This is a genomic window from Arthrobacter sp. Y3221157 (genome assembly GCF_059089865.1).
In genome coordinates, this window is record NZ_JBNHFD010000012.1 from 15309 (window position 1) to 39600 (window position 24292).

General features: G+C 63.5%; 20 protein-coding genes and 1 pseudogene. 8 read left to right on the forward strand and 13 right to left on the reverse strand.

Annotated elements, in window-relative coordinates; translation table 11 throughout:
• Window positions 1–142: 142 nt before the first annotated feature.
• Window positions 143–523 (reverse strand): cupin domain-containing protein, encoded by a 381-nt coding sequence (locus AC5RTT_RS05715; RefSeq protein ID WP_494144390.1) that lies wholly within the window; start codon window positions 521–523, stop codon window positions 143–145.
• A 423-nt stretch (window positions 524–946) separates the two neighbouring features.
• Between AC5RTT_RS05715 and AC5RTT_RS05720 the strand changes: the two genes are divergently transcribed.
• The 5 genes from AC5RTT_RS05720 to AC5RTT_RS05740 all read left to right on the forward strand — a co-directional run bounded on the left by AC5RTT_RS05720 (window position 947) and on the right by AC5RTT_RS05740 (window position 7171).
• A complete protein-coding gene (locus tag AC5RTT_RS05720) occupies window positions 947–1360 on the forward strand; it encodes a cupin domain-containing protein (protein ID WP_494144391.1) in 414 nt (137 codons plus the stop codon).
• A 331-nt stretch (window positions 1361–1691) separates the two neighbouring features.
• A complete protein-coding gene (locus AC5RTT_RS05725) occupies window positions 1692–3170 on the forward strand; it encodes an APC family permease (protein WP_494144392.1) in 1479 nt (492 codons plus the stop codon).
• A 1216-nt stretch (window positions 3171–4386) separates the two neighbouring features.
• A complete protein-coding gene (locus AC5RTT_RS05730) occupies window positions 4387–4596 on the forward strand; it encodes a hypothetical protein (protein WP_494053427.1) in 210 nt (69 codons plus the stop codon).
• Window positions 4597–4970: 374 nt separating this feature from the next.
• Window positions 4971–5990, forward strand: coding sequence for a class II fructose-bisphosphate aldolase (gene fbaA, locus AC5RTT_RS05735; RefSeq protein WP_494144393.1), 1020 nt, complete (start codon window positions 4971–4973; stop codon window positions 5988–5990).
• A 2-nt stretch (window positions 5991–5992) separates the two neighbouring features.
• Window positions 5993–7171 carry an HAD-IIA family hydrolase gene (locus tag AC5RTT_RS05740; protein WP_494144394.1) on the forward strand — a complete coding sequence of 393 codons (1179 nt, stop codon included), beginning with the start codon at window positions 5993–5995 and terminating at the stop codon, window positions 7169–7171.
• Here AC5RTT_RS05740 and AC5RTT_RS05745 read toward each other — a convergent pair.
• Together AC5RTT_RS05745 and AC5RTT_RS05750 are read right to left on the reverse strand one after the other, a co-directional pair.
• Window positions 7143–8963, reverse strand: coding sequence for a glycoside hydrolase family 15 protein (locus tag AC5RTT_RS05745; RefSeq protein WP_494144395.1), 1821 nt, complete (start codon window positions 8961–8963; stop codon window positions 7143–7145). The two genes, AC5RTT_RS05740 and AC5RTT_RS05745, sit on opposite strands and share 29 nt — an antisense overlap.
• 19 nt (window positions 8964–8982) lie before the next feature.
• The gene (locus AC5RTT_RS05750) at window positions 8983–9390 is read right to left on the reverse strand and encodes a hypothetical protein (RefSeq protein WP_494144396.1); all 408 of its coding nucleotides are present in this window, start codon (window positions 9388–9390) and stop codon (window positions 8983–8985) included.
• A gap of 418 nt (window positions 9391–9808) precedes the next feature.
• Between AC5RTT_RS05750 and AC5RTT_RS05755 the strand changes: the two are divergent.
• Window positions 9809–10039 (forward strand): annotated as a pseudogene (locus AC5RTT_RS05755) (DUF8758 domain-containing protein); the annotation flags it as partial.
• Between the two features lie 99 nt (window positions 10040–10138).
• Here the strand turns inward: AC5RTT_RS05755 and AC5RTT_RS05760 are convergent.
• Genes AC5RTT_RS05760 through AC5RTT_RS05790 form a run of 7 tightly spaced genes read right to left on the reverse strand, consistent with a single transcriptional unit; the run spans window position 10139 to window position 18101 of the window.
• On the reverse strand, window positions 10139–11644 hold the full coding sequence (locus AC5RTT_RS05760; RefSeq protein ID WP_494144397.1) for an NAD-dependent succinate-semialdehyde dehydrogenase: 1506 nt from the start codon (window positions 11642–11644) through the stop codon (window positions 10139–10141).
• Between the two features lie 18 nt (window positions 11645–11662).
• On the reverse strand, window positions 11663–12478 hold the full coding sequence (locus tag AC5RTT_RS05765; RefSeq protein ID WP_494144398.1) for an HpcH/HpaI aldolase family protein: 816 nt from the start codon (window positions 12476–12478) through the stop codon (window positions 11663–11665).
• Complete coding sequence (hpaH, locus tag AC5RTT_RS05770) at window positions 12463–13248, reverse strand: 2-oxo-hept-4-ene-1,7-dioate hydratase (protein WP_494144399.1); 786 nt, start codon at window positions 13246–13248, stop codon at window positions 12463–12465. The genes AC5RTT_RS05765 and hpaH overlap by 16 nt, the downstream gene beginning before the upstream one ends.
• Window positions 13249–13251: 3 nt before the next feature.
• Entirely contained in the window at window positions 13252–14337 is a 1086-nt protein-coding gene (hpaD, locus tag AC5RTT_RS05775) for a 3,4-dihydroxyphenylacetate 2,3-dioxygenase (protein WP_494144400.1), read from the reverse strand.
• A gap of 34 nt (window positions 14338–14371) precedes the next feature.
• A complete protein-coding gene (gene hpaE / locus AC5RTT_RS05780) occupies window positions 14372–15910 on the reverse strand; it encodes a 5-carboxymethyl-2-hydroxymuconate semialdehyde dehydrogenase (RefSeq protein ID WP_494144401.1) in 1539 nt (512 codons plus the stop codon).
• A gap of 11 nt (window positions 15911–15921) precedes the next feature.
• The gene (locus AC5RTT_RS05785) at window positions 15922–16605 is read right to left on the reverse strand and encodes a GntR family transcriptional regulator (protein ID WP_494144402.1); all 684 of its coding nucleotides are present in this window, start codon (window positions 16603–16605) and stop codon (window positions 15922–15924) included.
• Complete coding sequence (locus AC5RTT_RS05790) at window positions 16605–18101, reverse strand: fumarylacetoacetate hydrolase family protein (RefSeq protein WP_494144403.1); 1497 nt, start codon at window positions 18099–18101, stop codon at window positions 16605–16607. Before AC5RTT_RS05790 ends, AC5RTT_RS05785 begins: the two co-directional genes overlap by 1 nt.
• Before the next feature lie 221 nt (window positions 18102–18322).
• Between AC5RTT_RS05790 and AC5RTT_RS05795 the strand changes: the two genes are divergently transcribed.
• A complete protein-coding gene (locus tag AC5RTT_RS05795; protein ID WP_494144404.1) occupies window positions 18323–20242 on the forward strand; it encodes an FAD-binding monooxygenase in 1920 nt (639 codons plus the stop codon).
• On the opposite strand, the gene AC5RTT_RS05800 is transcribed toward AC5RTT_RS05795, so the two are convergent.
• Window positions 20215–21069, reverse strand: a complete 855-nt coding sequence (locus tag AC5RTT_RS05800; protein WP_494009798.1) for a prephenate dehydratase — start codon at window positions 21067–21069, stop codon at window positions 20215–20217. The genes AC5RTT_RS05795 and AC5RTT_RS05800 overlap by 28 nt on opposite strands.
• 51 nt (window positions 21070–21120) lie before the next feature.
• On the reverse strand, window positions 21121–23040 hold the full coding sequence (locus AC5RTT_RS05805; protein WP_494144405.1) for an alpha-amylase family protein: 1920 nt from the start codon (window positions 23038–23040) through the stop codon (window positions 21121–21123).
• Between the two features lie 85 nt (window positions 23041–23125).
• Between AC5RTT_RS05805 and AC5RTT_RS05810 the strand changes: the two genes are divergently transcribed.
• Window positions 23126–23509 (forward strand): VOC family protein, encoded by a 384-nt coding sequence (locus AC5RTT_RS05810; protein WP_494144406.1) that lies wholly within the window; start codon window positions 23126–23128, stop codon window positions 23507–23509.
• Between the two features lie 12 nt (window positions 23510–23521).
• On the opposite strand, the gene AC5RTT_RS05815 is transcribed toward AC5RTT_RS05810, so the two are convergent.
• The gene (locus tag AC5RTT_RS05815; RefSeq protein WP_494009753.1) at window positions 23522–24190 is read right to left on the reverse strand and encodes a GntR family transcriptional regulator; all 669 of its coding nucleotides are present in this window, start codon (window positions 24188–24190) and stop codon (window positions 23522–23524) included.
• Between the last annotated feature and the right edge of the window lie 102 nt (window positions 24191–24292).

Sequence of the window (24292 nt, forward strand, 5' to 3'; positions counted from 1 at the left end):
CCCGCCGGTAACGGAATCGACACCGGCTGTCCTTGCGCCGGCCACGTCATGCGGGTTCGACCGGTCCAAGCCAGGCCGATACGTCCGAAGGCGGCTAAAGAATCAGGCCGGTGCTGCCAGCCTTGACCGCCCGTTGGTTGGTCTAGGCAGCGAAAGTGCGGTCACCGACGAAGAACCCCAGGGCATACTCAGGGGTCTCGAACTTCACTGTTGTGCCCTTGGGGAAGAACAGAACGTCGCGCTCCTTTGCGTGCGTAACCTCGCCCGTCAGCTGATCGGTGAGGATGAACTCACCCTTAATGACGACTTTCATTTCGTCGTACGTGTAGGTGTAGACCAGCGGCTCGGAAGCCTTCAGCTCAAAAAATCCGGCGCACATGACCGAGCCCTGCGGGTTGTGCAGGGAGTCGCCGATGGCAGCTACAGTGCCAGGTTCGTTCATTGACGGCAGGCCGACATAGCCGCTTTCTACCTTGTGGATGGATCCGGCCTTGCTGAGCGTTCCGATGAGGGTGGTTTCCATGATTTCTCCTTTGAAATGGGGGAAGAACTGGTGGTCTGTGATGCCGTGCAGAATTGCCCTGAAGGTCAAATTGGTACCCCTGTAGGGGCTCTCGGGATCGAAAAAAGCCGACATGCCCTAGCCTCGCGAGTGGCCCCCTGGGCGCTTGCCGAGCTAAGTGCTGTGATGCCAGTCACGTTTGCTCGCTACGAAAAAGGTGACATGAACAAGCGTGCAAGTCAACCGTTCATGTTCGCTTTTTCCACGTTTCGTTGATGCGGCATTCGAGCCTGGGCACCTATCCTTTCGAACGATTGACTTGAACGGATGTCCCTGTCACAGTGGACATCGCCGTGACCCACATCACGATGACGCAATCTGGCCCCGGATCCACCGAAGCATTCGGACGGCAGATCGCGCGCCTTAAGAAAGGGTTCAAAAACTATGGCTACTACCAGCAACTCTCAGCCCTTGGCACCTACGGCAGGGGAAAAGATCGACTTCTGGCCGATTAAGTCCATGAAGCCTATGAAGGACGAATGGCAACGGTTGCACTGCAGATTCATCAATGCCGATCCAGTAGGCAGCTGGGATGATTTCATACTCTCGGAGTGGGAACTGAGGTCATGCGGTTGGGAAGACTTCCACCCGCATAGCGAGACAAACTTCGTTCTGGAAGGTGAGCTCCACGTGGAGAGTGAGGGCAAGACTGTCATCCTGAAGCCGGGCGATTCAGCTCGCGTTAATCCCGGCCAGCTCGGCCGATACTGGGCCCCGGTCTACGCACGCATGGTCACGATGTACGGACCCAATCCCGAAGGTCTGAAGTCGCACTCCTTCCGATACTTCGAGATATAAACCCGAGTAGCACACAGATCGTCGAACAACTGACGAAGCGTTCGTCTCAAAGGCGACGCAACCATCAAGCTTGGCAGGAAGAGCAATCACCAGGCTCACCTGGAGCAGTTCAACCTGTGACCCTTGGGTGTCTGCGAACTAAGAAACAGTGGCAGCCAACCCCTATCTCCGCCTCGTGGCTGCACAATCGGGAACCCCCTTCAGCCTCACGGGTGATTCATACCCAGCCACCCACTTTTGATCACTTAGAGGTGCCTGGCAAAGGCAAGTGCCCGCGTCACCACTACCAGCAGAATTCTTTAGTTTTCACCGCTATTCAAAGGAGAATTTTATGAGTGAAAATAGCTTGGATACAGCCAGTCACCTGAAAAGATCAATTGACTGGAAGCAGGGGCTGTCCATTTCACTGGGCGTGCCCCTGCTGATATTGCCGTCGCTGGGTTATATCCCACTGTATTTATCTGCCGCGGCAATCCTTGTCTGGGGACTATCAGTCATTCAGGGCTTCATGCAAAACGCCGCGTATGCTGAAATGGCCACAACCTTCCCTAAGGCCTCAGGCCTTCCGGGCTATGCCCAGCACATATTCCGCACTGAGAACTACAAGGGCAAGTATGACAAGGGCAAGCTGATCGGTGGCTTCAGCGCCTGGAGCTATTGGTTTGCCTGGAATCCGGTGCTGGCAATCTTCGCCATCCTGGTCGGCGGCTACCTGCATGGGCTGTTTCCGGTGCTGGCTGGGACATTCACCGAGTATCAGCTCTCGTTGATCTCGGGCTTGGTAATTTTCGCCGGACTGTTCGTGATCAACTGGTTCGGTCTCAAGGACGGCGCCATCCTGGGTTACATCCTTGCGGCAGTTTCCCTGATACCGCTCATAATCCTGACCGTCGCGCCTTTTGCCACCGGCCATGTTGACCTGGACAACATCACCGGCAGTTGGATGCCGGCTGATTGGGCCTGGGATATGCACCACATCCTGATTCTCTTTGGCATCTTCGCGATTGCACAGTGGAGCGCCTGCGGTTGGGAAACGGCCGCCATTTACGGCCCTGAATACAAAAACCCGTCGAAAGATGTTCCCAAAGCGCTCTTCGCCTGCGGTATTATCTGCTTCTTCTCATATGTCCTGGTGCAAGCTGCAGTAATCGGTGTGCTTGGCGTTGACGGCGTCATCGCCGAGCCGATTTCCCCCCTAATTCCAGTCGCCCAAGCGGTATTTGGCGGGGCGGGCACGACCATCACTATCATCGTGTTGATTGCGGCCATGATACTCATCATCCAAACCGCATACCTGGGTTCCTCGCGCGCTCTGCACTCCATGTCAACGGAGAACAACCTTCCCAAGATCTTTGGCAAAACGAACCGCCACGGAACCCCGTTCATCGCCTTGCTCGTCACCGCAGCGTTCAACATGGTCCTCATTTCGATGGGCTCCATGACGGCAATTCTTGCGGCTGCCGCGATCGGTTACACCTGTGCCAACGGCATCAGCCTGTTCGCCTACGTCAAGGCCAAAAAACATCCGGCATTGGCAAACCTGGAAAGGCCCTTCAAAGCACCCAAGGGATGGAAACGTGTCGCCATGCTCTTCGGACTGTTTAATCTGCCCTTGTGCTTGATCGGTGTCGTCTATCTCAACAGCCTGGAAATTGGCTGGGCGCCAACCTGGCTCGGCTTTATAGTACTGGCACTCTACATACCCATCTGGTTCTACTCTCAGCACGAATCAAGGCGGACGAAACAAGAACCATCCCCTGCTCGCTCTTCAGACGATGTCGAAGATCTCGAAAAGCTTCCAATTCTCTAAGCAATACTCACGACTACAAGGCAGTTTAGGAACCGCAGGCGGATTCTACTGCTCACCGCAATGCCGATGCTCGCACACCGTCGCTCATTCAGGACCATTGGTAAAATATTAGTCTTTCGTACCTAGTTATCATCGTGCATATCGCCGAGGTGCCTGGTTGCGTTTTGCCCGAAGCCGGGGAAAGCGCGACCAGGCCTTCGGCTGCCGCAAGGATGGATAAATGTGACGCCGAGACAGCGGCTGCACGGGACTCGGTTCTGGATTCGCGTCGAGCCGGCTCGCGGCGAGCCTGAGGTTTGGCATCGATTCGAGATCCGGGGCTCCCTGGCTTTGAGCCAAGTACACCAGGTCCGGAATGCAGCCTTTGACTGGCGTTCCAGCTCCACAAACTTGGGGAAAGTCAAAGCAGCCGAACCGCCTGCGGAGGCGACGACGTCACTCCCCCCGCAATGGCTCGCTTTTCGACCGCCACCGACAGCTTCACTCGGAATTTCGGGGCGAGGTCATGCCGGTAGAACGCGGGCCGCGCGTTGCTGCGAGCACCGCGAGGTCTTGGATAAGTTGTTGTATCTCGAGGTCGCGGTTTCGCGGTGGCGGGATTTGTGATAGCTGGACAAATTCCCCGGGGCGAAGAAGAACAAGCGGCCGGCCTGGTGACGGCATCGCAGTAACCTCGGGAACGACTGGATCATCAGACTCTACTTTTCCCACACAGACTCTCCCTTATCGCGTTTCCTATGCTGTTCCGAGGGGTGTGCGCAGTTTGCGCACTCGCCCTGCAGTTCGGACACAGACCACTTGGACTTCGCTGGGGCCTGCACGGTGTCGCCGCTCGGTTTGTATCTGGGTCAGTTCAGCGGTCAGTGCGGTCACTTTGCCTCCTGAATGGGCTAAGCCTCCATCGTCCGGCCCGGAACGAGTAGGAGAAATCCCAATTAAGGATTGTTTAAACCACCCTTTTGAGCGGGGCCCACGGCTGGCCGTCGCCGCTCCGAAAATAGCTACCGCGCTGCCTTCCGGCAATGGGAGCAATCGCGTTCCTGGATCGAAACGACTGCTAAAAAAAGCTGGACTATATGATTTATGCGCGATACGTTTGCTACAGCAAACACAATATGTGATGCCACTCACACGCAAAGCCTGGGGATGAATGCCGCAGCCTCGCCGAAGGCAGGCGCAGCGGTAACGCGCCCAGCGAAAACAGAAAGGAAAGACCATGACCGCCTTCCTTGACTCCATCGATATTCACGTCACTAGTCGCCGCGTCCTGGACGAGCGCCTCAATGAAGCCGTCAAGACGCTCCAGGAGCTGGCAATGCTTACGGGCGATCACGGTATCTTGGTCGTTCGCAACCGGCCGGGACACTATACGGCCGCGCTCTCAGACCAGGTTCCATTCGGCATGACGCACGAAGTCGTTCGCTAGTTCTGTCTTGTCCAGAGGCTTTTGGAGCCGGCCGTGCGATGCACGGCGCAGCTGACCCGCCGTGGCGGCAAAAGAAGGAATAGAACATGTTCAAGGAGGCAACCGGGGGAAGGCGCTTGTTCCCGGGCCAGGAGCCTGTCCATGAGTGGGCTACCCTGCAGCACGGGGACTGTGTTCAAGTGTGGTCCAACGGTTCATTCCTTTACCCAGCCTTTGTAGATGACTGCGCAGACAACGGCCAGGTGATATGGGTCATCGAGTACGGCACCGGCTCTCGCCGGCTATTTGTTCGGGATGATCCCGTCACCCTGTACACCAGCTAAGACCCATTCCGTCCAACTGCGGTCGAATACCCCCCAACCAAGGAAGTCAGCATGCCCGTAGCAACCCCAGAGATCTACTCCGAAATGATCGACCGCGCGAAGGCAGGCGGCTTCGCTTACCCGGCCGTGAACGTGACCTCTTCGCAGACCCTGAACGCCGCACTGCGGGGTTTCGCCGAGGCTGAGTCCGACGGCATCGTCCAGGTTTCCACCGGCGGTGCCGCCTACTGGTCCGGCGCCTCCACCAAGGACATGGTGGCCGGTTCCCTGGGCTTTGCAGCCTTCGCCCGCGAGGTGGCAAAGAACTACGGCGTGAACATCGCGCTGCACACCGACCACTGCCCCAAGGACAAGCTGGACGGCTTCGTCCTGCCGCTGCTGGCCGCCTCCGAGGCCGAGGTCAAGGCCGGCCGCAACCCGCTGTTCAACTCCCACATGTGGGACGGCTCCGCCGAGACGCTGCAGGAAAACCTCCGCATCGCCCGCGAGCTGCTGGAGCGCACCGCCGCCGCCAAGATGATCCTCGAGGTTGAAATCGGCACCGTGGGCGGCGAAGAGGACGGCGTTGAGAACGAGATCAACGAAAAGCTCTACACCACCGTTGAGGACGCCCTGGCCACCGTTGAGGCGCTGGGTGCCGGCGAGCACGGCCGCTACATCACCGCGCTGACCTTCGGCAACGTCCACGGTGTCTACAAGCCCGGCGGCGTCAAGCTCCGCCCGGAGATCCTTAAGGACATCCAGGCCCAGGTGGGCGCGAAGATCGGCAAGGAAAACCCGTTCGACCTGGTGTTCCACGGCGGCTCCGGCTCCTCGGACCAGGAAATCGCGGACGCGGTCTCCTACGGCACCATCAAGATGAACATCGACACCGACACCCAGTACGCCTACACCCGTCCGGTGGCCGACCACATGTTCAAGAACTACGACGGTGTCCTGAAGGTGGACGGCGAAGTGGGCAACAAGAAGACCTACGACCCCCGCGTCTGGGGCGCCTCCGCCGAAGCCGGGCTCGCAGCCCGCGTGGTGGAGGCCACCAAGCAGCTCGGCTCGGCCGGAAAGAAGCTGTAGCCATGGACCGCCATCAGCGGAATAACCTCATTGAGGCCGAGGTCACCCTGCTCGCCGAGTTGGAGCCATGTGCTGCGAAGCGTCAAAGATCAGCGCCACGGGTTGGCCCGTCTCCTGCTGACCGGGATGAAGGCGCCGCCTCCACACGACAGCCCAAGCCGGACAGCGAGCGGGAGGTAGACGGCAACCGGCTGATTGACGGCTTTGACGGGGTGCTCGCGGACCTGGACGGCGTCGTCTATACCGGACCGCAGGCGATCGACGGCGCCACCGAAACACTCGACAGGCTCGCCGGCGAGGGCATAAGCGTGGCGTACGTGACCAATAACGCCTCGCGCTCACCCGAGGAGGTTGCTGCCCATCTGCGCGAGCTAGGAGCACCTGCCACCGCTGAGCAGGTCTTCGGATCTGCCTTGGCCGGTGCAGAACTGCTGGCTGGCGAGGTTCAGCGCGGCGCGTCTGTACTCGTCGTCGGCAGTCGGGTCCTTGCGGACTCCGTTCGGTCACAAGGACTCATCGTCGTACCCACTTCGGATGACCGGCCAGACGCAGTCATTCAGGGGTTTTCCCCCGAACTCGGTTGGAAAGACCTGGCAGAGGCTGCCTACGCGATCACGGCGGGCGCTACATGGGTAGCTACGAACCTGGACATGACCCTTCCGCAGGAGCGGGGGTTCGCTCCCGGAAACGGATCACTGGTGGCAGCGGTTGCCGCCGCCACCGGAAAAGTGCCCTTGGTGGCAGGAAAACCAGAAGCAGCCCTGTTTGAGACGGCGGCGCGCCACTCAAGCGTCAAGCGCCCTTTGGTTGTTGGCGATCGACTGGACACCGACATTCTGGGTGGAAACCGCGCAGGTATGGCTACAGTCCTCGTCCTCACGGGCGTCGATTCAGTCCAAACGGCACTCGTTGCCCCCGTAGACGAGCGCCCAAGCTACATGGTCCGCTCCCTGCGCGAACTCTACGAGGAGTACCCAGGAGTCACAGCCGAGGACGGCGCCTACTCCTGTGGCGGGGCAGTGGCCAGGGTGTCGGGTTCCGCGCTGAGCATCAACGGCCCTGAAGATGACCTCAACAGCTGGAGGGCAGCCTGCGCCGCATGGTGGGCGGCTCACGCTGATACGGCGCCGGCCGCTAAACCGGAGATCGTGTTCACCCCCGTTCTTCGACAGCCAAGCTGAGCCGGTCCACCCCGTGCATGGCGTCGGCTGCCCTGACGAGGGTCAAGTGTGAGAATGCCTGCGGAAAGTTACCGGCCATCCGACCTTCATCGCTTGCGTACTCTTCGCTCAGGAGGCCGAGCTCGTTTGCGAGCCCCACGAGTTTGTCCATCAAGGTCTTTGCCTCGCCGTGCCGACCTGTGCGCGCGTATTGTTCCACCAGCCAGAATGAGCAAGCGAGGAAAGGGTGTTCGCCCGGCTCCAAACCATCAACGCCGCTCTCTGTCCGGTAGCGGAGCAAAAGGCCGTCGCCGGTCAGGAGTTCCTGTTCCAATCGTGCGACCGTGCCGAGCATGTGGTCGTCGTTGTACGGAAGGAAACCGACCTGGGGCATCACCAGTAACGCCGCGTCTGTTTGAGTTCCGCCGTAGGTTTGCGTGAATGAGCCGATGCTCCTGTTGAATCCCTCGCGCATGATCTCCTCACGCAACCGGTCACGAAGGTGCTCCCACTTCTCAACATCGCCAGTCAGCCCGTGCAGCCGTACCGCCCGGACCGCGCTGTTGAAGGCGGCCCACATCATGACTCGGGAGTGGGTGAAGTATTGTGCTTCGCCGCGCATCTCCCAAAGCCCGAAGTCCCTATCATCGATATGCTTTTCGACGAAGCCCAAGAGTGCCTGCTGAAGTGCCCAGGAGAAATGGTCTTCTTTTCCTCCGGCCATACGCAGTCTCTCCAAGGCCACCATTACTTCACCAACAACATCCGCTTGGAACTGCGATACGGCGGCGTTGCCAATGCGCACTGGCTTAGAGTCGGCATAGCCAGGAAGATGGGTAAGTTCGCGTTCCGGAAGGTCCCGCTCGCCCCCGACCCCGTACATGATCTGCATTTGCTCAGGGTCACCGGCGAGGGCACGAAGGAGCCAGTTGCGCCACTGAAGCGCCTCGGTTTCATAGCCGTGAGTCAGCATCGACTCCAATGTCAGGGCTGCGTCGCGCAACCAGCAGTATCGGTAGTCCCAGTTCCGCGGTCCCCCGAAATCCTCGGGGAGGGACGTCGTGGGCGCTGCGACGATGCCGCCGGTTTCCATGTGCGTGAGGGCGCGAAGTACCAACAACGAACGCTTAACCGCGCCTCCATAGGCACCGTCTTGTCTGCAGTGGCTTCCCCAACGGCTCCAATACTCGGTAGCCACTTCGAGGGCAGCATCTACGTCCGTCGCTGCAGGCAAGGGGCGGTGCGAAGGGAACCAGGTTAGTTCGAAATCCACCGTCTCGCCCTCGGAGATGAGGAACGTTCCTTCATGTCCGTGGGCATGGGCTTGTGGCAGATGGGGGCCTCTCAGCGCGAAAGCATCCGGACCTGCCATTGCCAACAGAACCAACGATGCCGTCGACCCACTGTCGATAACACGGCTCATCCACGGTAGGACAGTGGAATATCCTGGCCGGATCCGGAGTTCTTGCCGCATTTCCATGCTGCCGGCCAAACCTGTGACACGACGGACTAAGGACGAACTGCTGTCTCCCAAGGGCATGAAATCCGTCACCAGGATTCGTCCGTCGGAAGTTTCCCACATCGTTTGCAGCACAAACGTTGATTCGACGTAATGCCGGTCGACAACCACAGCACCTGAATCGCTGGGGGCTAACAGCCAGTGACCGTGTTCCTCAGAACCTACAAGCCGGCTGAACACAGACGGTGAATCGAAGCGCGGGAAACAAAGCCAGTCCACGCTGCCTTCCCGGGAGACGAGAGGACCGGTCTGAAGATCCGAAAGCAACGCGTAATCCTCTATGAGTGCAGCCATGTCGACACTTTTTCACATTTCAGCCGTGCCCTGCAGTACGAACGTGAATCCAGCCGATCCCACCGCTGAAGCGGACGTCACCGCGGCAAGCAGTGCACCGCCATTTTCCCTGAAACCATTGCCGTTCAGCTGTACTGCGGCAGGGGATGATTTCCGGACAATCAGCTTCAGCGCTGGACTGCACCATTGCAGCCAACATGCCCCGGATATCGGTTTCGTAGTTGTCCAAGGCGTGGAAGTCGCGCAGTTCGCATAGGCGCCCGTACAGGCATGCCCCGTCGTGCAACCGACGGGCAATCGCAAGCACCGCCTCGTCGTTGACCGAAACAGTCAAGACCGGGGGAGTGGAATCCGCTGCCGGGCAGGCTAGGGGCGTGGGGAGGTCCTCGAACGAGCCCTCGGCCAAGTCATTGATAGTGGCGGTCATCGGTGCTCCTTTGCGCCGTTTTGTTTCCTTGCCTCTAATTGCGCGGCGGCCGAGGCAGACACCTGAAAAAGTCGGGCTGCTCGACGGGCACAAGCGGGACTACGAGCCACTGGCCGCCGTAAAATTCGACGTACGAATCTGAGGGGCATCGTGCGTAAGCTTCTTCTCGTGTCATGTCGTGTCTGCCTTTCTTGCTGGTGAATGGTTGTTGGAGTGTTATTCGGAAGGAACCCATACGCGAACTGTCCGACAAAACAAGCAGTCCAGATGTGATTCCGATCACCACTTTCTGCCTACAGGCAACTCTACGGCACAATAAAACATCTAGTCCAGTCTTTTTTATGGCTAATCTCGCTGAATGAGCTGGCTACTGCGCCTGGACGCTCTCCATTGACGCCTCGCGCGACACCGTCTCAACACCCTCCGGTTCCGATGCCTTGAAGCCGGTGCCAAGTTCAAAAAGTACGACGTCGTGAAACTGAAGCTCACGCCCGCATTGAAGGATCGGCGGCCCGAGAGCTACACGCCGGTTCTTAGCTCCCTGAGCATCGACTCCCACCTTGATCCGCCTTACAGTCCGAGATGCGGCGCCACCAGGTCGCGGCCCCCAGCACTTATCAGCGCGGCCGCCAGCACGCGTCATACCTAGGAATCCTGGGAGCATGCGCTAGAAGTGTTCGGAACACATGAGCCTCCCTGCCGCAACGGCAGGGAGGCTCATGAAACGGGTGGAGCGGTGTACTCGGCGTCAGCCGGCGTAGGGGTCTGCGACGCCGATGTATTGGGTGGTGGTGTATTCGGCGATGCCTTCGGCTCCGCCTTCGCGGCCGAGGCCGGATTGTTTGACGCCGCCGAAGGGTGCGGCGGCGTTGGAGATGACGCCCGCGTTGAACCCGACCATGCCGAACTCAATTTGCTCGGCCACCCTGAGCAACCGGTTGAAATCCTTGCTGTAGAGGTAGGAGGCGAGCCCGTACTCGGAGGCGTTGGCCAGGCGAATTGCTTCGTCTTCGGTGGTGAAGGTTGTGACGGGGGCGACGGGGCCGAAGATTTCCTGGCCCAGGATTGCGGCGTTGTTGGGGACGTTGGCCAGGACGGTGGGCTGGTAGAAGTAGCCTGGCCCGTCCACGGGCGCTCCGCCGGTGACAGCGACGGCTCCGGCGTCGACGGCGGCGCTCACCAAAGCGTGGACGTCGTCGCGGGCGCCGGCGTCGATGAGCGGACCAACCCGGGTGGCGGGGTCGGTGCCGCGCCCCGTAGCCAGGGCACCCATCGCGGCCGCGAACTTCCGCGTGAACTCGGCGGCGACGGTTTCGTGGACGAGGAACCGGTTGGCGGCGGTGCAGGCTTCGCCCATGTTCCGCATCTTCGCCGCCATCGCCCCTTCGACGGCGGCATCGAGGTCGGCATCCTCGAAGACGATGAACGGTGCGTTGCCGCCGAGTTCCATCGAGGTGCGGAGGACATTCTGGGCTGCGTCGGCCAGCAGCCGTTTGCCAACAGGGGTGGACCCTGTAAACGAGACCTTCCGCAGCCGCGAGTCCTTGAGCAGCGGCCCGGAAATCCCCGAAGCGGACGACGATGAAACAACATTGAGGACCCCGGGCGGGAGGCCGGCGTCGAGCATGGTCTGCGCGAAGTACTGTGCGGTGAGCGGGGTGAGTTTGGCGGGTTTGAGGACCATGGTGCATCCCGCGGCCACAGCCGGGGCGACCTTGCGGGTGGCCATCGCCAGCGGGAAGTTCCACGGCGTGATCAAAAGGCAGGGGCCGACAGGTTTGTGCTGGACCAGGATCTTGTTCTTGCCCTCAGGAGAAGTGAGGTAGCGGCCGTAGTCACGGACGGTTTCTTCGGAGAACCAGCGCAGGAATTCGGCGCCGTAGGTGACCTCGCCGCGGGCCTCCGCCAGGGGCTTGCCCATTTCCAGCGTCATGAGCAGCGCGAAGTCCTCGGCGCGTTCGGTGACCAGGTCGAAGGCCCGGCGCAGGATCTCCGCCCGGGCCCGGGGTGCGGTCCGGGCCCAGGACGCCTGGGCGGCATCGGCCGCATCCAAAGCCGCAACGGCGTCCTCGCCCGTGGCGGAGGCGAGGGTGGCGAGAACCTGCCCGGTGGCGGGGTCGTGCACGTCGAACGCGCCGCCGTCGGACGCGTCCACCCACTCGCCGTTGATCAACAGGCCGGTGGGCACCGACGCAAGCAGCGCGGCCTCACGCTCCGGCGAGACGGCAGGGGGCAGCGCAGAAGTAACTGTCATGGGGGAAATCCTTAGAAGTCAGTAGCTGGCGCGGGTGTCGTCGCCGGCTTTGGGGATGTACTGCGCGGCGAGGGCTTCGGAGCCGCGCGCGAGGATTGCAACGTCGGCACCCACCAGGATGAAATCCGCGCCGTGGTCCAGGTAATGCCGGGCGGTATCCGGGTTGAAGGCGTTCACGCCCGCGGGCTTACCGGCCGTCTTCGCGGCCGCAAGGCAATGCTCGACGGCGGCCCGCACCTCCGGGTGTTCCTGCTGTCCCAGCAGGCCCATCGAGGCGGCGAGGTCGGACGGGCCGATGAAGACCGCATCCACGCCGTCCACCTTCAGGATGTCCTCGACCGCGTCCACGGCGGCGGTGGACTCGATCTGGACCGTGACGCTGATGGTCTCGTTGGCCCGGGCCAGGTAGTCCGGCACCCGGTTCCAGCGGGCGGCCCTGGCCAGGGCCGAACCCACGCCGCGGACGCCTTCGGGCGGGTAGCGGGTGGCCGCCACCGCGGCCTCGGCTTCGGCAACGGAGTTGACCATGGGGATGAGCAGGTTCTGCACGCCCAGGTCCAGGTACTGCTTGATCACCACGGTGTCGTTCACCGGCGGCCGGACCAGGGCGTGGACGGGGTAGCCGTGGATGGCCTGGAGCTGGGCGAGGATGGACTCGAGCCCGTTGGGGCTGTGTTCGGCGTCCACCAGGAGCCAGTCCAGGCCGGACCCGGCGCAGAGTTCCGCGATGAGCGGGCTGCCCGAGCACACCCACATCCCGGCCGGCGGCCGGCCTGCTTCACCTTTTTGCGCGGCAAGGGCGTCGCGGAAGGTGTCTTCTATTCGAAGCGGCATGTGACACTCCCCAGGGGTCCATAGTCGGCGTGCACGGTGTCGCCCTTGTAGACCCACATGGGGCGGGTAAAGGACCCGGCCAGGATGATGTCCCCGGCCTTGAGCGAATCGCCGTGCGCTGCGATCTTGTTGGCCAGCCAGTGGACGCCGTTGGCCGGATGGTCCAGGACGCCGGCGGCCACGCCGGTTTCCTCCACGGTCTGGTTCTTGTAGAGGATGGCGGAGACCCAGCGCAGGTCCACCGCGTCAGGCTTCACGGGGTTCCCGCCGATCACCATGGCGCCCATCGCGGCGTTGTCCGAGATGGTGTCCACGATGGTCCGGCCCTCCATCTCGATCCGGGAGTCCAGGATCTCGAGGGCCGGGACCACGTAGTCGGTGGCTTTCAGGACATCGAAGATGGTGACGCCGGGGCCCTTGAGCCCGTCCTTGAGGACGAACGCCAGCTCCACCTCCACCCGCGGGTGCGTGTAGCGGTCCCACCGGACCGAGCAGCCGGTGTCCAGCACCATGTCGTCGAAGATGGCTCCGTAGTCCGGTTCAGTGATGCCGGTGGCGGCCTGCATTGCCTTGGACGTGAGGCCGATCTTGCGCCCCACCAGGGTCCTGCCGGCTTCCTCGTTGCGGCGCCGCCACAACTGCTGCACGGCGTAGGAATCCTCCACGGTCATGCCCGGGTACCGGGCCGTCAGGAGGGGAACAGGGGTGCGGGTCCGGCCGGCTTCCACCAGCTCGTCCGCGATGGCCTCAATCGTCGTCGGCTCCAGCATGGGTTAGACCTGCGCTCCCAGCTTGAACCCCGTCCGGTCACCTTCCGGCGAGCCCTCCTTGCGGGTGTAGGAGAAACCGTCGGCGCCGACGGTCACGGCCATCTCGGACTTTTCCTCGCGCTCAATGACCGGCTGCGGGTTGCCCTCCAGGTCCAGGACCAGGGAGGCCTCGGTGTACCAGGACGGGACCACCGGGTTGCCCCACCAGTCGCGGCGCTGGTTGTCGTGGACGTCCCAGGTGATGGTGGGGTTGTCGGGGTCGCCGGTGTAGTAGTCCTGGGTGTAGATCTCGATGCGGTGGCCGTCCGGGTCCAGGATGTAGAGGTAGAACGCGTTGGAGACGCCGTGCCGGCCGGGCCCGCGCTCGATCCGGTCGCTGATGCGCAGGGCGCCCATCTTGTCGCAGATCTGGATGATGTTGTGTTTCTCATGCGTGGCGAACGCGACGTGGTGCATGCGCGGGCCGTTGCCGCCGGTGAGGGCGGTATCGTGCACGGTCTGCTTGCGGTGCATCCACGCGGCGTACGTGACGCCGTCGGAATCCTTGATGTCCTCGGAGACGCGGAAGCCCAGGTCCTCCAGGTACTTGCGGCCGCGGGGGACGTCCGGGGTGACCTGGTTGAAGTGGTCCAGGCGGACCAGTTCGCCGGCGGAGTAGAGGTCGTAGCGCTGGGTGAGGCGCTCCACGTGTTCCACGTCGTAGAAGAACTCGTACGGGAAGCCCAGCGGGTCCTCCACGCGGACGGAGTCGCCCACGCCCTTCGTGAAGCCTTCCTTGCGGCGTTCCACCCGGCAGCCCAGTTCCTTGTAGTAGGCCTCGGCGGCGTCCACCTCGGCTGGGGACTTCACCCGGTAGGCGAAGGCTGCGACGGCGGCCACCGGCCCCTTGCGGAGGACCAGGTTGTGGTGGATGAACTCCTCCAGGGACCGCAGGTAGATCGCGTTGTCGTCCTCTTCGGTGACGTGCAGGCCCAGGACGTCCACGTAGAACTCACGGGACCTGGCGAGGTCGGTGACCACGATCTCCATGTAGGCGCAGCGGACGATGTCCGGTGCCGGGACAGTGGGGGTGGGAACGAAGTTGGTCATGATGTGCTCTCTTCTTTGAGTGGGGAAGTAGGTTCTAGCCTTCGTTGGCGGCGGAGTCTTCGATGCTGCCGAACTTGGGTGTGTGGACGGTGCCGAGCGTGATGTGCACGGCCTGCTGGTCGGTGTAGAAATCGATGGAGCGGTAGCCGCCCTCGTGGCCCAGGCCCGAGGCCTTGACCCCGCCGAACGGGGTGCGGAGGTCGCGGACGTTGTGGCTGTTCAGCCACACCATGCCGGCCTCGACGTTCTGGGAGAAGTTGTGGGCCCGGGTCAGGTTCTGGGTCCAGATGTAGGCGGCCAGGCCGTACTTGGTGTTGTTGGCTAGGGCGAGGGCTTCGTCGTCGTTCTCGAACGGGGTGATGGCCACCACCGGTCCGAAGATCTCCTCCTGGAAGATCCGGGCGTCGGGGGCGACGTCGGCGAACACGGTGGGTGCGATGTAGTTGCCTTCGGGCAGGTGGTCGGGGCGGCCGCCGCCGGCCAGGAGCCGGCCTTCGGACTTGCCGATCTCCACGTAGGAGGCCACCTTCTCGTAGTGCTCCGGGTGGACCAGGGCGCCCACCTGGGTCTTGGGATCGTGCGGGTCGCCCACCACAATGTTCTTGGCCCGGGCGGCGTACTTCTCGCAGAACTCGTCGTAGATGGCCCGCTCCACCAGGATGCGGGAGCCGGCGGTGCAGCGTTCCCCGTTGAGGGAGAACACCCCGAAGAGGGCCGAATCGATCGCGGCGTCCAGGTCCGCGTCGGCGAACACGACGCACGGGGACTTGCCGCCGAGCTCCATGGAGAGGCCCTTGAGGTTGGCGGCCGCGTTCCGGAAGATCGTCTGGCCGGTGGTGGTCTCACCGGTGAAGGAGATCAGGGGCACGTCCGGGTGCTTGACCAGTGCGTCGCCGGCTTCCTCGCCCAGGCCGTTGACCAGGTTGAAAACGCCGTCGGGCAGGCCGGCTTCCTTAAAGATGGTGGCCCACAGCGAGGCGGACAGCGGCGTGAACTCGGCCGGCTTCAGGACCACGGTGTTGCCGGTGGCCAGGGCCGGGGCGAGCTTCCAGGACTCCAGCATGAACGGGGTGTTCCACGGCGTGATCAGGCCGGCCACGCCGATCGGCTTGCGGTTGACGTAGTTGATCTGCGAGCCGGGGACCTTCATGGCGTCGTCGAACTGGGCCACGATCAGATCCGCGAAGAAGCGGAAGTTCTCGGCCGCGCGCAGGGCTTGGCCCTTGGCCTGGGTGATCGGCAGGCCGGTATCGAAAGTTTCCAGTTCAGCCAGGCGTGCTTCCTGCGCCTCGACGGCGTCAGCGATCCGGTTCAGGACGCGTGCCCGCTCGCGGGGCTTCATCTTCGGCCACGGGCCGTTCACGAAAGCTTCGCGGGCGGCTGCAACGGCCAGGTCGATGTCCTCTTTCTGGCCCGCCGCGGCGGTGGCGTAGTTGCGGTTGGAAACAGGATCCAGGACGTCGAAGGTCTTCCCGCCCACGGAGTCAACGAACTCGCCGTTGATGTAGTGCTGGATATGGGCGGGCAGGTCCTTGGGGACGTAGTGCCGGGAGGTTTCTACGGAGGTCGTCATCGTTGATGTCCTTACTGGTGCTTTGCTTGGGCGAGGTATGCGTCCAGGGTGGCCGCCCGGTGCCGGCGGGCGGCTTTTTCGATGGTGTCCGGATCGGCGCCGGATTCGATGAGCTGCAGCAGCCCTTCGTGCTCCTCCACCGATTCGCGGGCACGGCCGGGGACGAAGCGGAACGTGGAGGACCTCAGTGCAGCCAGCCGGTTCCAGCCGCGGTGGACCAGGTCCAGGATGTGCGGGTTGGGGCAGTGCTCAAAGAGGACGCTGTGGAAGTCCTGGTTCAGTTGGGTGAAACGGACGGGGTTGAAGTGTTCCAGGCATTCGCGCATTTCCTCGTTCACCGCGCGGGCCCGGGCGATGGCCACCGCATCGATGAGCGGGGCGGACAACGCGGTGGCCGCACCCTCCACGATGCTGAGTGTCTGCATGGTGTACAGGTATTCGGTGGGGTCAATGCCGGCTACGGTGGCGCCGACGTTGCGTTCGAACTTCACCAGGCCTTCGGCCTCCAGCCGGCGGATGGCTTCGCGGACCGGGACCACACTGAAGCCGAGGTCCTTGGCGATGGTGCCCAGCACCAGCCGGTAGCCGGGGGTATAGGTGCCCTCGACGATCCGCGCCTTGACGGCCTGGTACGCCTGTTCGGACTTGCTGCCGGGAGCGGCAGCGGGGAGGTCGGTGACGGCCGTTTCAGTCATCAGCTTTTCCTGCTTCCCATTCGTTCCCACTCCGCGTACCTGTTCTGCCATTCGGCGTTCATCGGGTACAGGCCGTCCACGCTGTTGCCCTCCTTGACCATTTCGAAGATGAAGGCCTCTTCCTTCTCCTGTTGGATACAGTCGTCCACGAGTTCTTCGGCGATGGCCGGCGGGATGACCAGGATGCCGTCGGCGTCGGCCACGATGATGTCGCCGGGTTGTACCGTGGCGCCGCCGCAGGCGATGGTGATGTCCGTGTCCCAGGGGATATGGCGCCGGCCGAGGACTGCGGGGTGCGGGTTGGCGAAGTAGGTGGGCATGTCCAGCCCCGCCACGGCGGTGTAGTCGCGGACGCCGCCGTCGGTGATGATGGCTGCGGCCCCGCGGACCTGGGCGCGGAGGGCCAGGATGTCGCCCACCGTGCCGGTGCCCTTCTCGCCGCGGGCCTCCATCACCAGGATTTCGCCCTCGTTGACGGAGTCGATGGCCTTCTTCTGCGCGTTGAAACCGCCGCCGTGGGTCTTGAAGAGGTCCTCGCGGTTGGGCACGTAGCGCAGGGTCCGGGCCAGGCCCACCACCCTGCGCTCCGGGCGGGTGGCCTGCAGCCCGTCGATGCTGACGTTGTTCAGGCCGCGCTTGCGCATCTGCGAGGACAGGGTGGCGGTGGCCACGGACTCCAGCTTGGCCTTAAGTTCAGGGGAGAGGGAAGGCGCAGGGGAGAGGGAAGGCACGACGGCGGCCTCCGCAGCAGGTGCCAGCCCGGCGGCCTCGCGGGAACCGTACGCTTCCTCGCGCTGCAGGTCATCAACCTTGGGCCCGGCACCAAAGTCCGCGAACGGCGTCGTGCCTTCCACAATGGTGGTGGCCAGCCGGCCTGTGGTGAGGTTTCCGGCGGAAACCTCCACCTCGAGCACATCGCCGGGCTTGGCGACGGAGGCGCCGGCGGGGGTGCCGGTGAGGATGATGTCGCCCTCTTCGAGGGTAAGCAGCTGGGACAGGTCCGCCACCAGGCGGGCGAACGGGAAGAGCAGGTCCTCCGTCGTGTCATCCTGGACCAGCTCGCCGTTGTGCCAGGTGCGGATGCGCAGGCTCGCGGGGTCGACGGCGTCTGCCGGGATCAGTGCCGGGCCCACCGGGGTGAAGCCGTCCCCGCCCTTGGACCGGAGGTTGGACCCTTTGTCCGCCCAGCGGAGGTCGTACACACCCAGATCGTTGCTGGCGGTGACGGCGGCAACGTGGCTCCATGCGTCCTCGATACTGACGCGGCGGGCCGCCTTGCCGATGACCAGGGCAATCTCGCCCTCGTAGCCGAGCAGTTCACAGCCTGCCGGCCGCTCCACCCGGCCGCCCGTCAAGGCCAGGGAGCTGGAGGGCTTGAGGAAGTAGGAGGGCTGGGCGGGGGTGCGGCCGCGCTGGGCCGCACGGCTGGGGTAGTTAATGTGCACCGCAATCACCTTGCGGGCTGATGCCAGCGTGTCCTCGTTGACCTGCTCCAATGCTTCTCCTCATCAAGTACGAAATCGTATACGATCACTATTTACCCGCGGCCCATGGTTCGTCAACCCCTCTTTTCCCGCGAATTTTCCGCGCGAGTGGAGCCACTTGTCGCCCGCGTCACATCGGGCGTACAGTGGATGCCAAGTTCCACCTTTTCCATTATCGAATCACTTGTTCTGATATAGAACAGCTCAGCCGCCACAAAGAAGTGAGGAATACCGTGCAGTTCCACCACCACGGCTACGTATCCGGCGACCCGCGCATCCAGCCGGCCGCCGGCGTCGGCATCAACCGCCCCGAAGAACTTCCGAATGAAGTGGATGTGCTGATCGTCGGCACAGGCCCCGCCGGCATGCTCGCCGCCGCACAGCTTTCGATGTTCCCCAATGTCACCACGCGCATCATCGAGCGCCGGCCCGGGCGGCTGGCCATCGGCCAGGCGGACGGCATCCAGGCGCGCAGCGTCGAGACATTCCAGGCGTTTGGCTTTGCCGAGAGGATCACGGCCGAGGCCTACCGGATTACCGAGATGGCCTTCTGGAAGCCGGACCCGGCCAACCGTGCCAACATCATCCGTTCCGCCCGGGCGGTGGATGACGAGACGGGCATCAGCGAGTTCCCGCACCTCATCGTCAACCAGGCCCGCGTCCTGGACTATTTCGCGGAATTTGCCGCCAACTCGCCCTCACGCCTGAAGCCGGACTACGGCTACGAATTCCAGGGCTTGGAGGTCGCGGACAGCGGTGAATATCCTGTCGCCGTGACCCTGCTCCACACTTCCGGGCCCAATGAGGGGCAGGAGCGCATTGTCCGGGCCAAGTACGTGGTGGGTGCCGACGGCGCTCGCAGCAAGGTGCGGCAGGCCATCGGCTGCACCCTCGCCGGCGACCAGGCCAATCACGCCTGGGGTGTCATGGACACGCTTGCAGTCACTGATTTCCCGGATATCCGCACCAAGTGCGCAATCCAGGGCGAAAAAGGCAGCATCCTGCTCATCCCGCGCGAAGGCGGACACCTGTTCCGCATGTATGTGGACCTGGGAGAGGTGGACCCCGCCACCCATCATGCGGTGCGGAACACCAGCATCGACGACATCATCCGCAAGGCGAACGAGATCCTCCACCCCTACACCCTGGATGTCCGCAACGTGGCCTGGCACAGCGTGTACGAGGTGGGCCACCGCCTCACGGACCGGTTCGACGACGTCCTGCCGCAGGACCGCGGCACCCGCACCCCGCGCGTCTTCATCACCGGCGATGCCTGCCACACCCACAGCGCCAAGGCCGGCCAGGGGATGAACGTGTCCATGCAGGACGGCTTCAACATTGCGTGGAAGCTGGGCCATGTCCTGGAGGGCCGCAGCCCCGAAAGCCTGCTGGCCACCTACTCCGCGGAACGCCAGGTGGTGGCGAAGAACCTGATCGACTTCGACAAGGAATGGTCATCCATGATGGCCAAGAAGCCCGAAGAGTTCGAACACCCCTCGGACCTGGAGGACTTCTATGTCCGCACCGCCGAATTCCCGGCCGGGTTCATGACCCAGTACGCCCCGTCCTTGATTGTCGGGACCGACGACCACCAGGACCTGGCCACCGGCTTCCCCGTGGGCAAACGCTTCAAGTCCGCCCCCGTGGTGCGGGTGGCGGACACCAACCCGATCCACCTGGGCCACCACGCCACCGCGGACGGGCGCTGGCGGATCTACGTGTTTGCCGATGCGGCGCAGCCAGGGACCGGTTCCGCCACCGACATGCTGGCCGCATGGTTCGCCAATTCACCGGAATCACCGCTGGCTGCCACCCCTGCAGGGGCGGACCCGGATGCCTGGTTCGACCTGAAGGTCATCTACCAGCAGGGGCACACCGCCGTCGATATCAACCAGGTTCCCGCGGTGTTCAAGCCGCAGGTGGGCCCGTTCAAGCTGACCGACTACGAGAAGGTGTACGGCACGGACCCGAACGCGGACATCTTCGACCTCCGCGGCTTGGACCGCAACGGTGCCGTGGTGGTGGTCCGCCCGGACCAGTACGTGGCCAACGTCCTGCCGCTGACAGCCACCGCCGAACTGGGCGCGTTCTTCGCGCAGTTCCTGAAGCCGGGGCAGCAGCCGAGTCAGGCCGTGGCGGCCGCCGCGCGGTAGTCGGCGGCTGCGTAGACGCCCAGGATCCGCACCTCGGTGGTGAAGAAGTCCAGTTCCTCGAGGGCCAGCTTCAGCGGCAGGTCCTCGGGGTGGCCTTCGACGTCGGCCATGAACATGGTGGCGGCGAATTCGTTGCCCACCATGTAGCTCTCCAGCCGGGTCATGTTCACGCCGTTGGTGGCGAAACCGCCCAGAGCCTTATACAGGGCAGACGGGACGTTGCGCACGCGGAACACAAAGCTGGTGACTGCCGGTCCGGGAAGCTCGTCCCGGGCCGGCAGTTCCTTTTCCCGTGCCAGGACCACGAAGCGTGTGGTGTTGGAGGGATCGTCCTCCACCCGGGACGCAAGGACCTCCAGGCCGTAGATCTGCGCGGCCAGCGGGGGAGCCAGGGACAGCTTGCGGGGATCATTCCACTCGGCCACCTCGCGGGCGGATCCTGCGGTGTCGCCGGCGATGACCGGGCGCAGGTTGGCCTCGCGGATCAGGCGCCGGCACTGGCCAAGGGCGTGGATGTGGCTGTGAACCTCGGTGGCCCCCTCGATGGTGCTGCCCGGAATGCCCAGCAGGTCGAAGTGGATGGGCAGGAAGTATTCGCCCACGATCTGCAGGTTGGACTGCGGCAGCAGGATGTGGATGTCCGCCACCCGGCCGGCGATGGAGTTCTCGATGGGGATCATAGCCAGGTCGGCCTCGCCGCTGGCCACCAGCTCGAAGGCGTCCTCAAAGCTGGCGCACGGCACGCTTTCCATGTCCGGGAACATCTGCTGGCAGGCAATATTGGAGTTGGCGCCGGGCTCACCCTGGTACGCGATCTTCTGGGGCATGATCCGTATGGTTTCACGGCCCGCCCCCGGTTGGGAAAACGGGCGCCGGTGCTAGGCGGGAGTGACGCGCAGCCAGAGATACTGGCGGGGGAGCAGCGTGACGCCTTCGCCCAGGTCGAGCGTGGCTTCCGAGAGAAGGTCGACGGCGGCCGGCAGGAATCCGCCGAAGGTCTCCGGTGGCAGCTGCCGGGAAGAGTCGCCGAAGTTGGCGAGGGCAAGGATCCGCGTCTGGCCGCCGTCGGCCGCGCTTGCCGGCCGCTGGTACCCCAGGACACTTCGGTTGTGGGTTTCGAAATCGAGCAGCGTGGTTCCGGCCAGCTCAGGGGCAGCTCCGCGGACTTCGATCATCCGCTTCAGCCCGGCGTGCACGGCGCCTTCCGGAGTGGAGGGGTCGTTTCGGCGGGCGTATTGTTCCGCGGGGTAGTGCGGCCGGTGCACCCAGCGGCTGTCCCCACCGTGGCCCGGCTCCTGCGCATAGTCGTAGTCATTGAGCTGCGCCACCTCGTCGCCCAGGTACAGCAGCGGGATGCCGCCGGTGCTGAAGGCAATCGAGTGGGCCAGGAGGATCCGTTCCACCGCCTCGGCGGGGTTGACCTCCATGCCGCACAGTGACGCGGTCGTGCCCGAGATCCGGCAGTCGCCGGTGCGCGGGTTGTCCTGGAAGGGCACGCCGCGGGCGAAGCTGCCAGGAAACCGGTTGACGTAGAAGGAGTTCAGGAAGCGGCGGTGGTCGAAGCCGTTGATGCCCAGTTCCGCCGCATCCTCGTCCGCGAAGGTCCAGCCGATGTCGTCATGGCTGCGGACGTAGTTGACCCATGACGTTCCGGCCGGGATGTTGTGCCGCCGCTTCAGGGCCTGGGCCAGCAGCGAGGTGTCCCGCGTGGCCAGGGACTCCCAGATCAGCGCCATCTGCAGCGGGTTGTAGGAGATCTGGCACTCGGCGGGGTCGATGTAGAGCGCCACCTCGTCTGGATGCACGATGGCCTCGGATTTGAAGAGCAGCGACGGCGCCGCCAGACGGCACACCGCGTTGAAGGCGCGCAGCAGGGTGTGCGCCTCGGGCCGGCTCTCGCAGGAGGTTCCCAGCTGCTTCCAGATGAAGGCCACGGCATCCATCCGGAGGATGTCCACGCCCTGGTTCGCCAGGAACAGCATTTCCCCGGCCATGGCGCGGAAAACGTCCGGGTTGGAGTAGTTCAGGTCCCACTGGTAGGTGTGGAAGGTGGCCCAGACCCACCGGCCGTCCGCCATCTGGATGAAGGACCCAGGGTGGTTTTCCGGGAAGATTTCACGCACGTTCTGTTCGAAGGCGTCCGGCATGGTCCGGTCCGGGAAGATCCAGTAGTAGTCGCTGTATTCGGGGTCGCCGGCGGCTGCCTTGCGGGCCCACTCGTGCTCGTCCGAGGTGTGGTTGAAGATGAAGTCAACCACCAGGCTGATCCCGTTGCTCCGCAGGTCTGACGCCAGGGACCGCAGCTGCTCCATGGTTCCGAGCTTCGGGTTGACCTCCCGGTAGCTGGACACCGCGTAGCCGCCATCGGAGTGCGGCTCCGGAGCCAGGAACAGCGGCATGAGGTGGAGGTAGGTCAGGCCCAGCTCCTTGAAGTACGGGATCCGGGCGCGGACCCCCTCCAGGCTTTCCGCGTACCGGTCCACGTAGCAGACGCCGCCCAGCATGGTGTTGGACTGGAACCAGCCGCTGTCGTCTTCGCGCCCGGCGTCCAGGTCCTTCTGCCCGGCCGGGCGCTCCTGCCAGGACCTTGCCGCCTGGACAATGAGGGCTGCCAGCTGATCCTGCCAGTCCGGCCGCGAGCTGTACAGGGAGCCGAAGAGATCCGCCAGCAGGGGCAGGGTCCGGTCCAGGCGGCGGTCGAAGGCCGGGTCCGGCAGCAGCCCGTTGCCCCGTTCACGGGACAGAGCTGCCAGCACATGCTCCAGCGGCGTTTCATCCACCCTGACGGTCTCCTGCATAGCGCGTTGCCCTTCCTGCGTCCGCCGGCGGTTCCGGCTTGCCTCTACGGAAGTATTCCACGTCACACCCAATACACTGGGCACCATGTCATGCCGCATCAGCGAACTGGTCCTCAACTGCGACGACCCAGAGAGGCTCGCCCGGTTCTGGTGCGGCGTCCTGGGCTACGTGGAGCTCGACCGTGAGGACGGGGCAATCGAAATCGGTCCCGCCGCCGGGTTCGGGGGGCTGCAGCCCACCATCATCCTGAGCCCCAGCAGCAATCCGCGGACCGGAAGGCTGCCGCTCCACATCGATGTCAATCCTGTGGACCGGGACCAGGCCGCCGAACTGGAGCGGCTGCTCGCACTCGGCGCCCGGCCGGCCGACGTGGGGCAGGCCGGCGGCGAGCCGTGGCATGTCCTGCAGGATCCGGAGGGCAACGAATTCTGCCTCCTGCGGAAGCGGCTCCAGCCCCTGGGCTCGTAAGCCCGGCTGCGCCTAGAGCACGCTGCGGATTGCCTGCTCGAAGCTGGTGACGTGCTCCAGGGCGAGCTTGCCCGCCCGCTCCGCATCGCCGTCGGCAATTACCTCCAACAGTTCCACGTGCTCGGAGACGTGCTCGGCCACGGACGGCACCTTGTCCAAAACCATGCACCAGATCCGGGTGGCGAGATTGTCGTAGCGGATCAGGACGTCTTCAAGATGGGCGTTTCCGGCCGCGCGGTAGATCAGCCGGTGCACCGTGATGTCGTACCGCATGAGGTCGTACGGATCCTCCGCGGTGGCCATCTTCGCAATCGACGCCGCGGTATCGCGCAGTTCCGCACGAAGGGCAGGCGTGGCCAGCTTGGCGGCGCGCCGCGCGGCCAGGGGCTCCAGCGATTCCCGGAGTTCCGAAACGTCGGCGAGTTCGGTGATATCGACAATGGTGGCGAAGGTTCCGCGCCGCGGATAGGAGATCACCAGGTGGTCGCTCTCAAGCCGCTTGAGGGCTTCCCGGACGGGAGTCCGTCCGATTCCCATCTCGGCGGCCAGCTTGCCGTCGTTGATGGCGTCCCCCGGCCGGATGTCCAACATGATCAGCCGGTCCCGGAGATGCCGGTAGGCGCGCTCGGCCAGCGAGAGATCCCCTTCGATCTCCAGGTGGTTCTCCAGCATCAGGCTCATCAGGCGCTCTCCAAAAAGTTGCTGTTGACTGCTTAGTGACCTGCAACATACTATTGCGTTAGTTCTAATATATCAGTTACAGATCAGTTGTGGATCAGTAAC

What these genes read in the sequence shown, in the direction of transcription:
- AC5RTT_RS05740 (WP_494144394.1), top strand. Translation starts at nt 5,993, where the DNA reads ATGGACCGCCATCAGCGGAATAACCTCATTGAGGCCGAGGTCACCCTG.
- hpaE (WP_494144401.1), bottom strand. Translation starts at nt 15,910, where the DNA reads ATGACGACCTCCGTAGAAACCTCCCGGCACTACGTCCCCAAGGACCTG.
- AC5RTT_RS05815 (WP_494009753.1), bottom strand. Translation starts at nt 24,190, where the DNA reads ATGAGCCTGATGCTGGAGAACCACCTGGAGATCGAAGGGGATCTCTCG.
- AC5RTT_RS05800 (WP_494009798.1), bottom strand. Translation starts at nt 21,069, where the DNA reads ATGCCCCAGAAGATCGCGTACCAGGGTGAGCCCGGCGCCAACTCCAAT.
- AC5RTT_RS05785 (WP_494144402.1), bottom strand. Translation starts at nt 16,605, where the DNA reads ATGACTGAAACGGCCGTCACCGACCTCCCCGCTGCCGCTCCCGGCAGC.
- AC5RTT_RS05805 (WP_494144405.1), bottom strand. Translation starts at nt 23,040, where the DNA reads ATGCAGGAGACCGTCAGGGTGGATGAAACGCCGCTGGAGCATGTGCTG.
- AC5RTT_RS05750 (WP_494144396.1), bottom strand. Translation starts at nt 9,390, where the DNA reads ATGACCGCCACTATCAATGACTTGGCCGAGGGCTCGTTCGAGGACCTC.
- hpaD (WP_494144400.1), bottom strand. Translation starts at nt 14,337, where the DNA reads ATGACCAACTTCGTTCCCACCCCCACTGTCCCGGCACCGGACATCGTC.
- hpaH (WP_494144399.1), bottom strand. Translation starts at nt 13,248, where the DNA reads ATGCTGGAGCCGACGACGATTGAGGCCATCGCGGACGAGCTGGTGGAA.
- AC5RTT_RS05730 (WP_494053427.1), top strand. Translation starts at nt 4,387, where the DNA reads ATGACCGCCTTCCTTGACTCCATCGATATTCACGTCACTAGTCGCCGC.
- AC5RTT_RS05715 (WP_494144390.1), bottom strand. Translation starts at nt 523, where the DNA reads ATGGAAACCACCCTCATCGGAACGCTCAGCAAGGCCGGATCCATCCAC.
- AC5RTT_RS05745 (WP_494144395.1), bottom strand. Translation starts at nt 8,963, where the DNA reads ATGGCTGCACTCATAGAGGATTACGCGTTGCTTTCGGATCTTCAGACC.
- fbaA (WP_494144393.1), top strand. Translation starts at nt 4,971, where the DNA reads ATGCCCGTAGCAACCCCAGAGATCTACTCCGAAATGATCGACCGCGCG.
- AC5RTT_RS05725 (WP_494144392.1), top strand. Translation starts at nt 1,692, where the DNA reads ATGAGTGAAAATAGCTTGGATACAGCCAGTCACCTGAAAAGATCAATT.
- AC5RTT_RS05765 (WP_494144398.1), bottom strand. Translation starts at nt 12,478, where the DNA reads ATGCCGCTTCGAATAGAAGACACCTTCCGCGACGCCCTTGCCGCGCAA.
- AC5RTT_RS05720 (WP_494144391.1), top strand. Translation starts at nt 947, where the DNA reads ATGGCTACTACCAGCAACTCTCAGCCCTTGGCACCTACGGCAGGGGAA.
- AC5RTT_RS05760 (WP_494144397.1), bottom strand. Translation starts at nt 11,644, where the DNA reads ATGACAGTTACTTCTGCGCTGCCCCCTGCCGTCTCGCCGGAGCGTGAG.
- AC5RTT_RS05810 (WP_494144406.1), top strand. Translation starts at nt 23,126, where the DNA reads ATGTCATGCCGCATCAGCGAACTGGTCCTCAACTGCGACGACCCAGAG.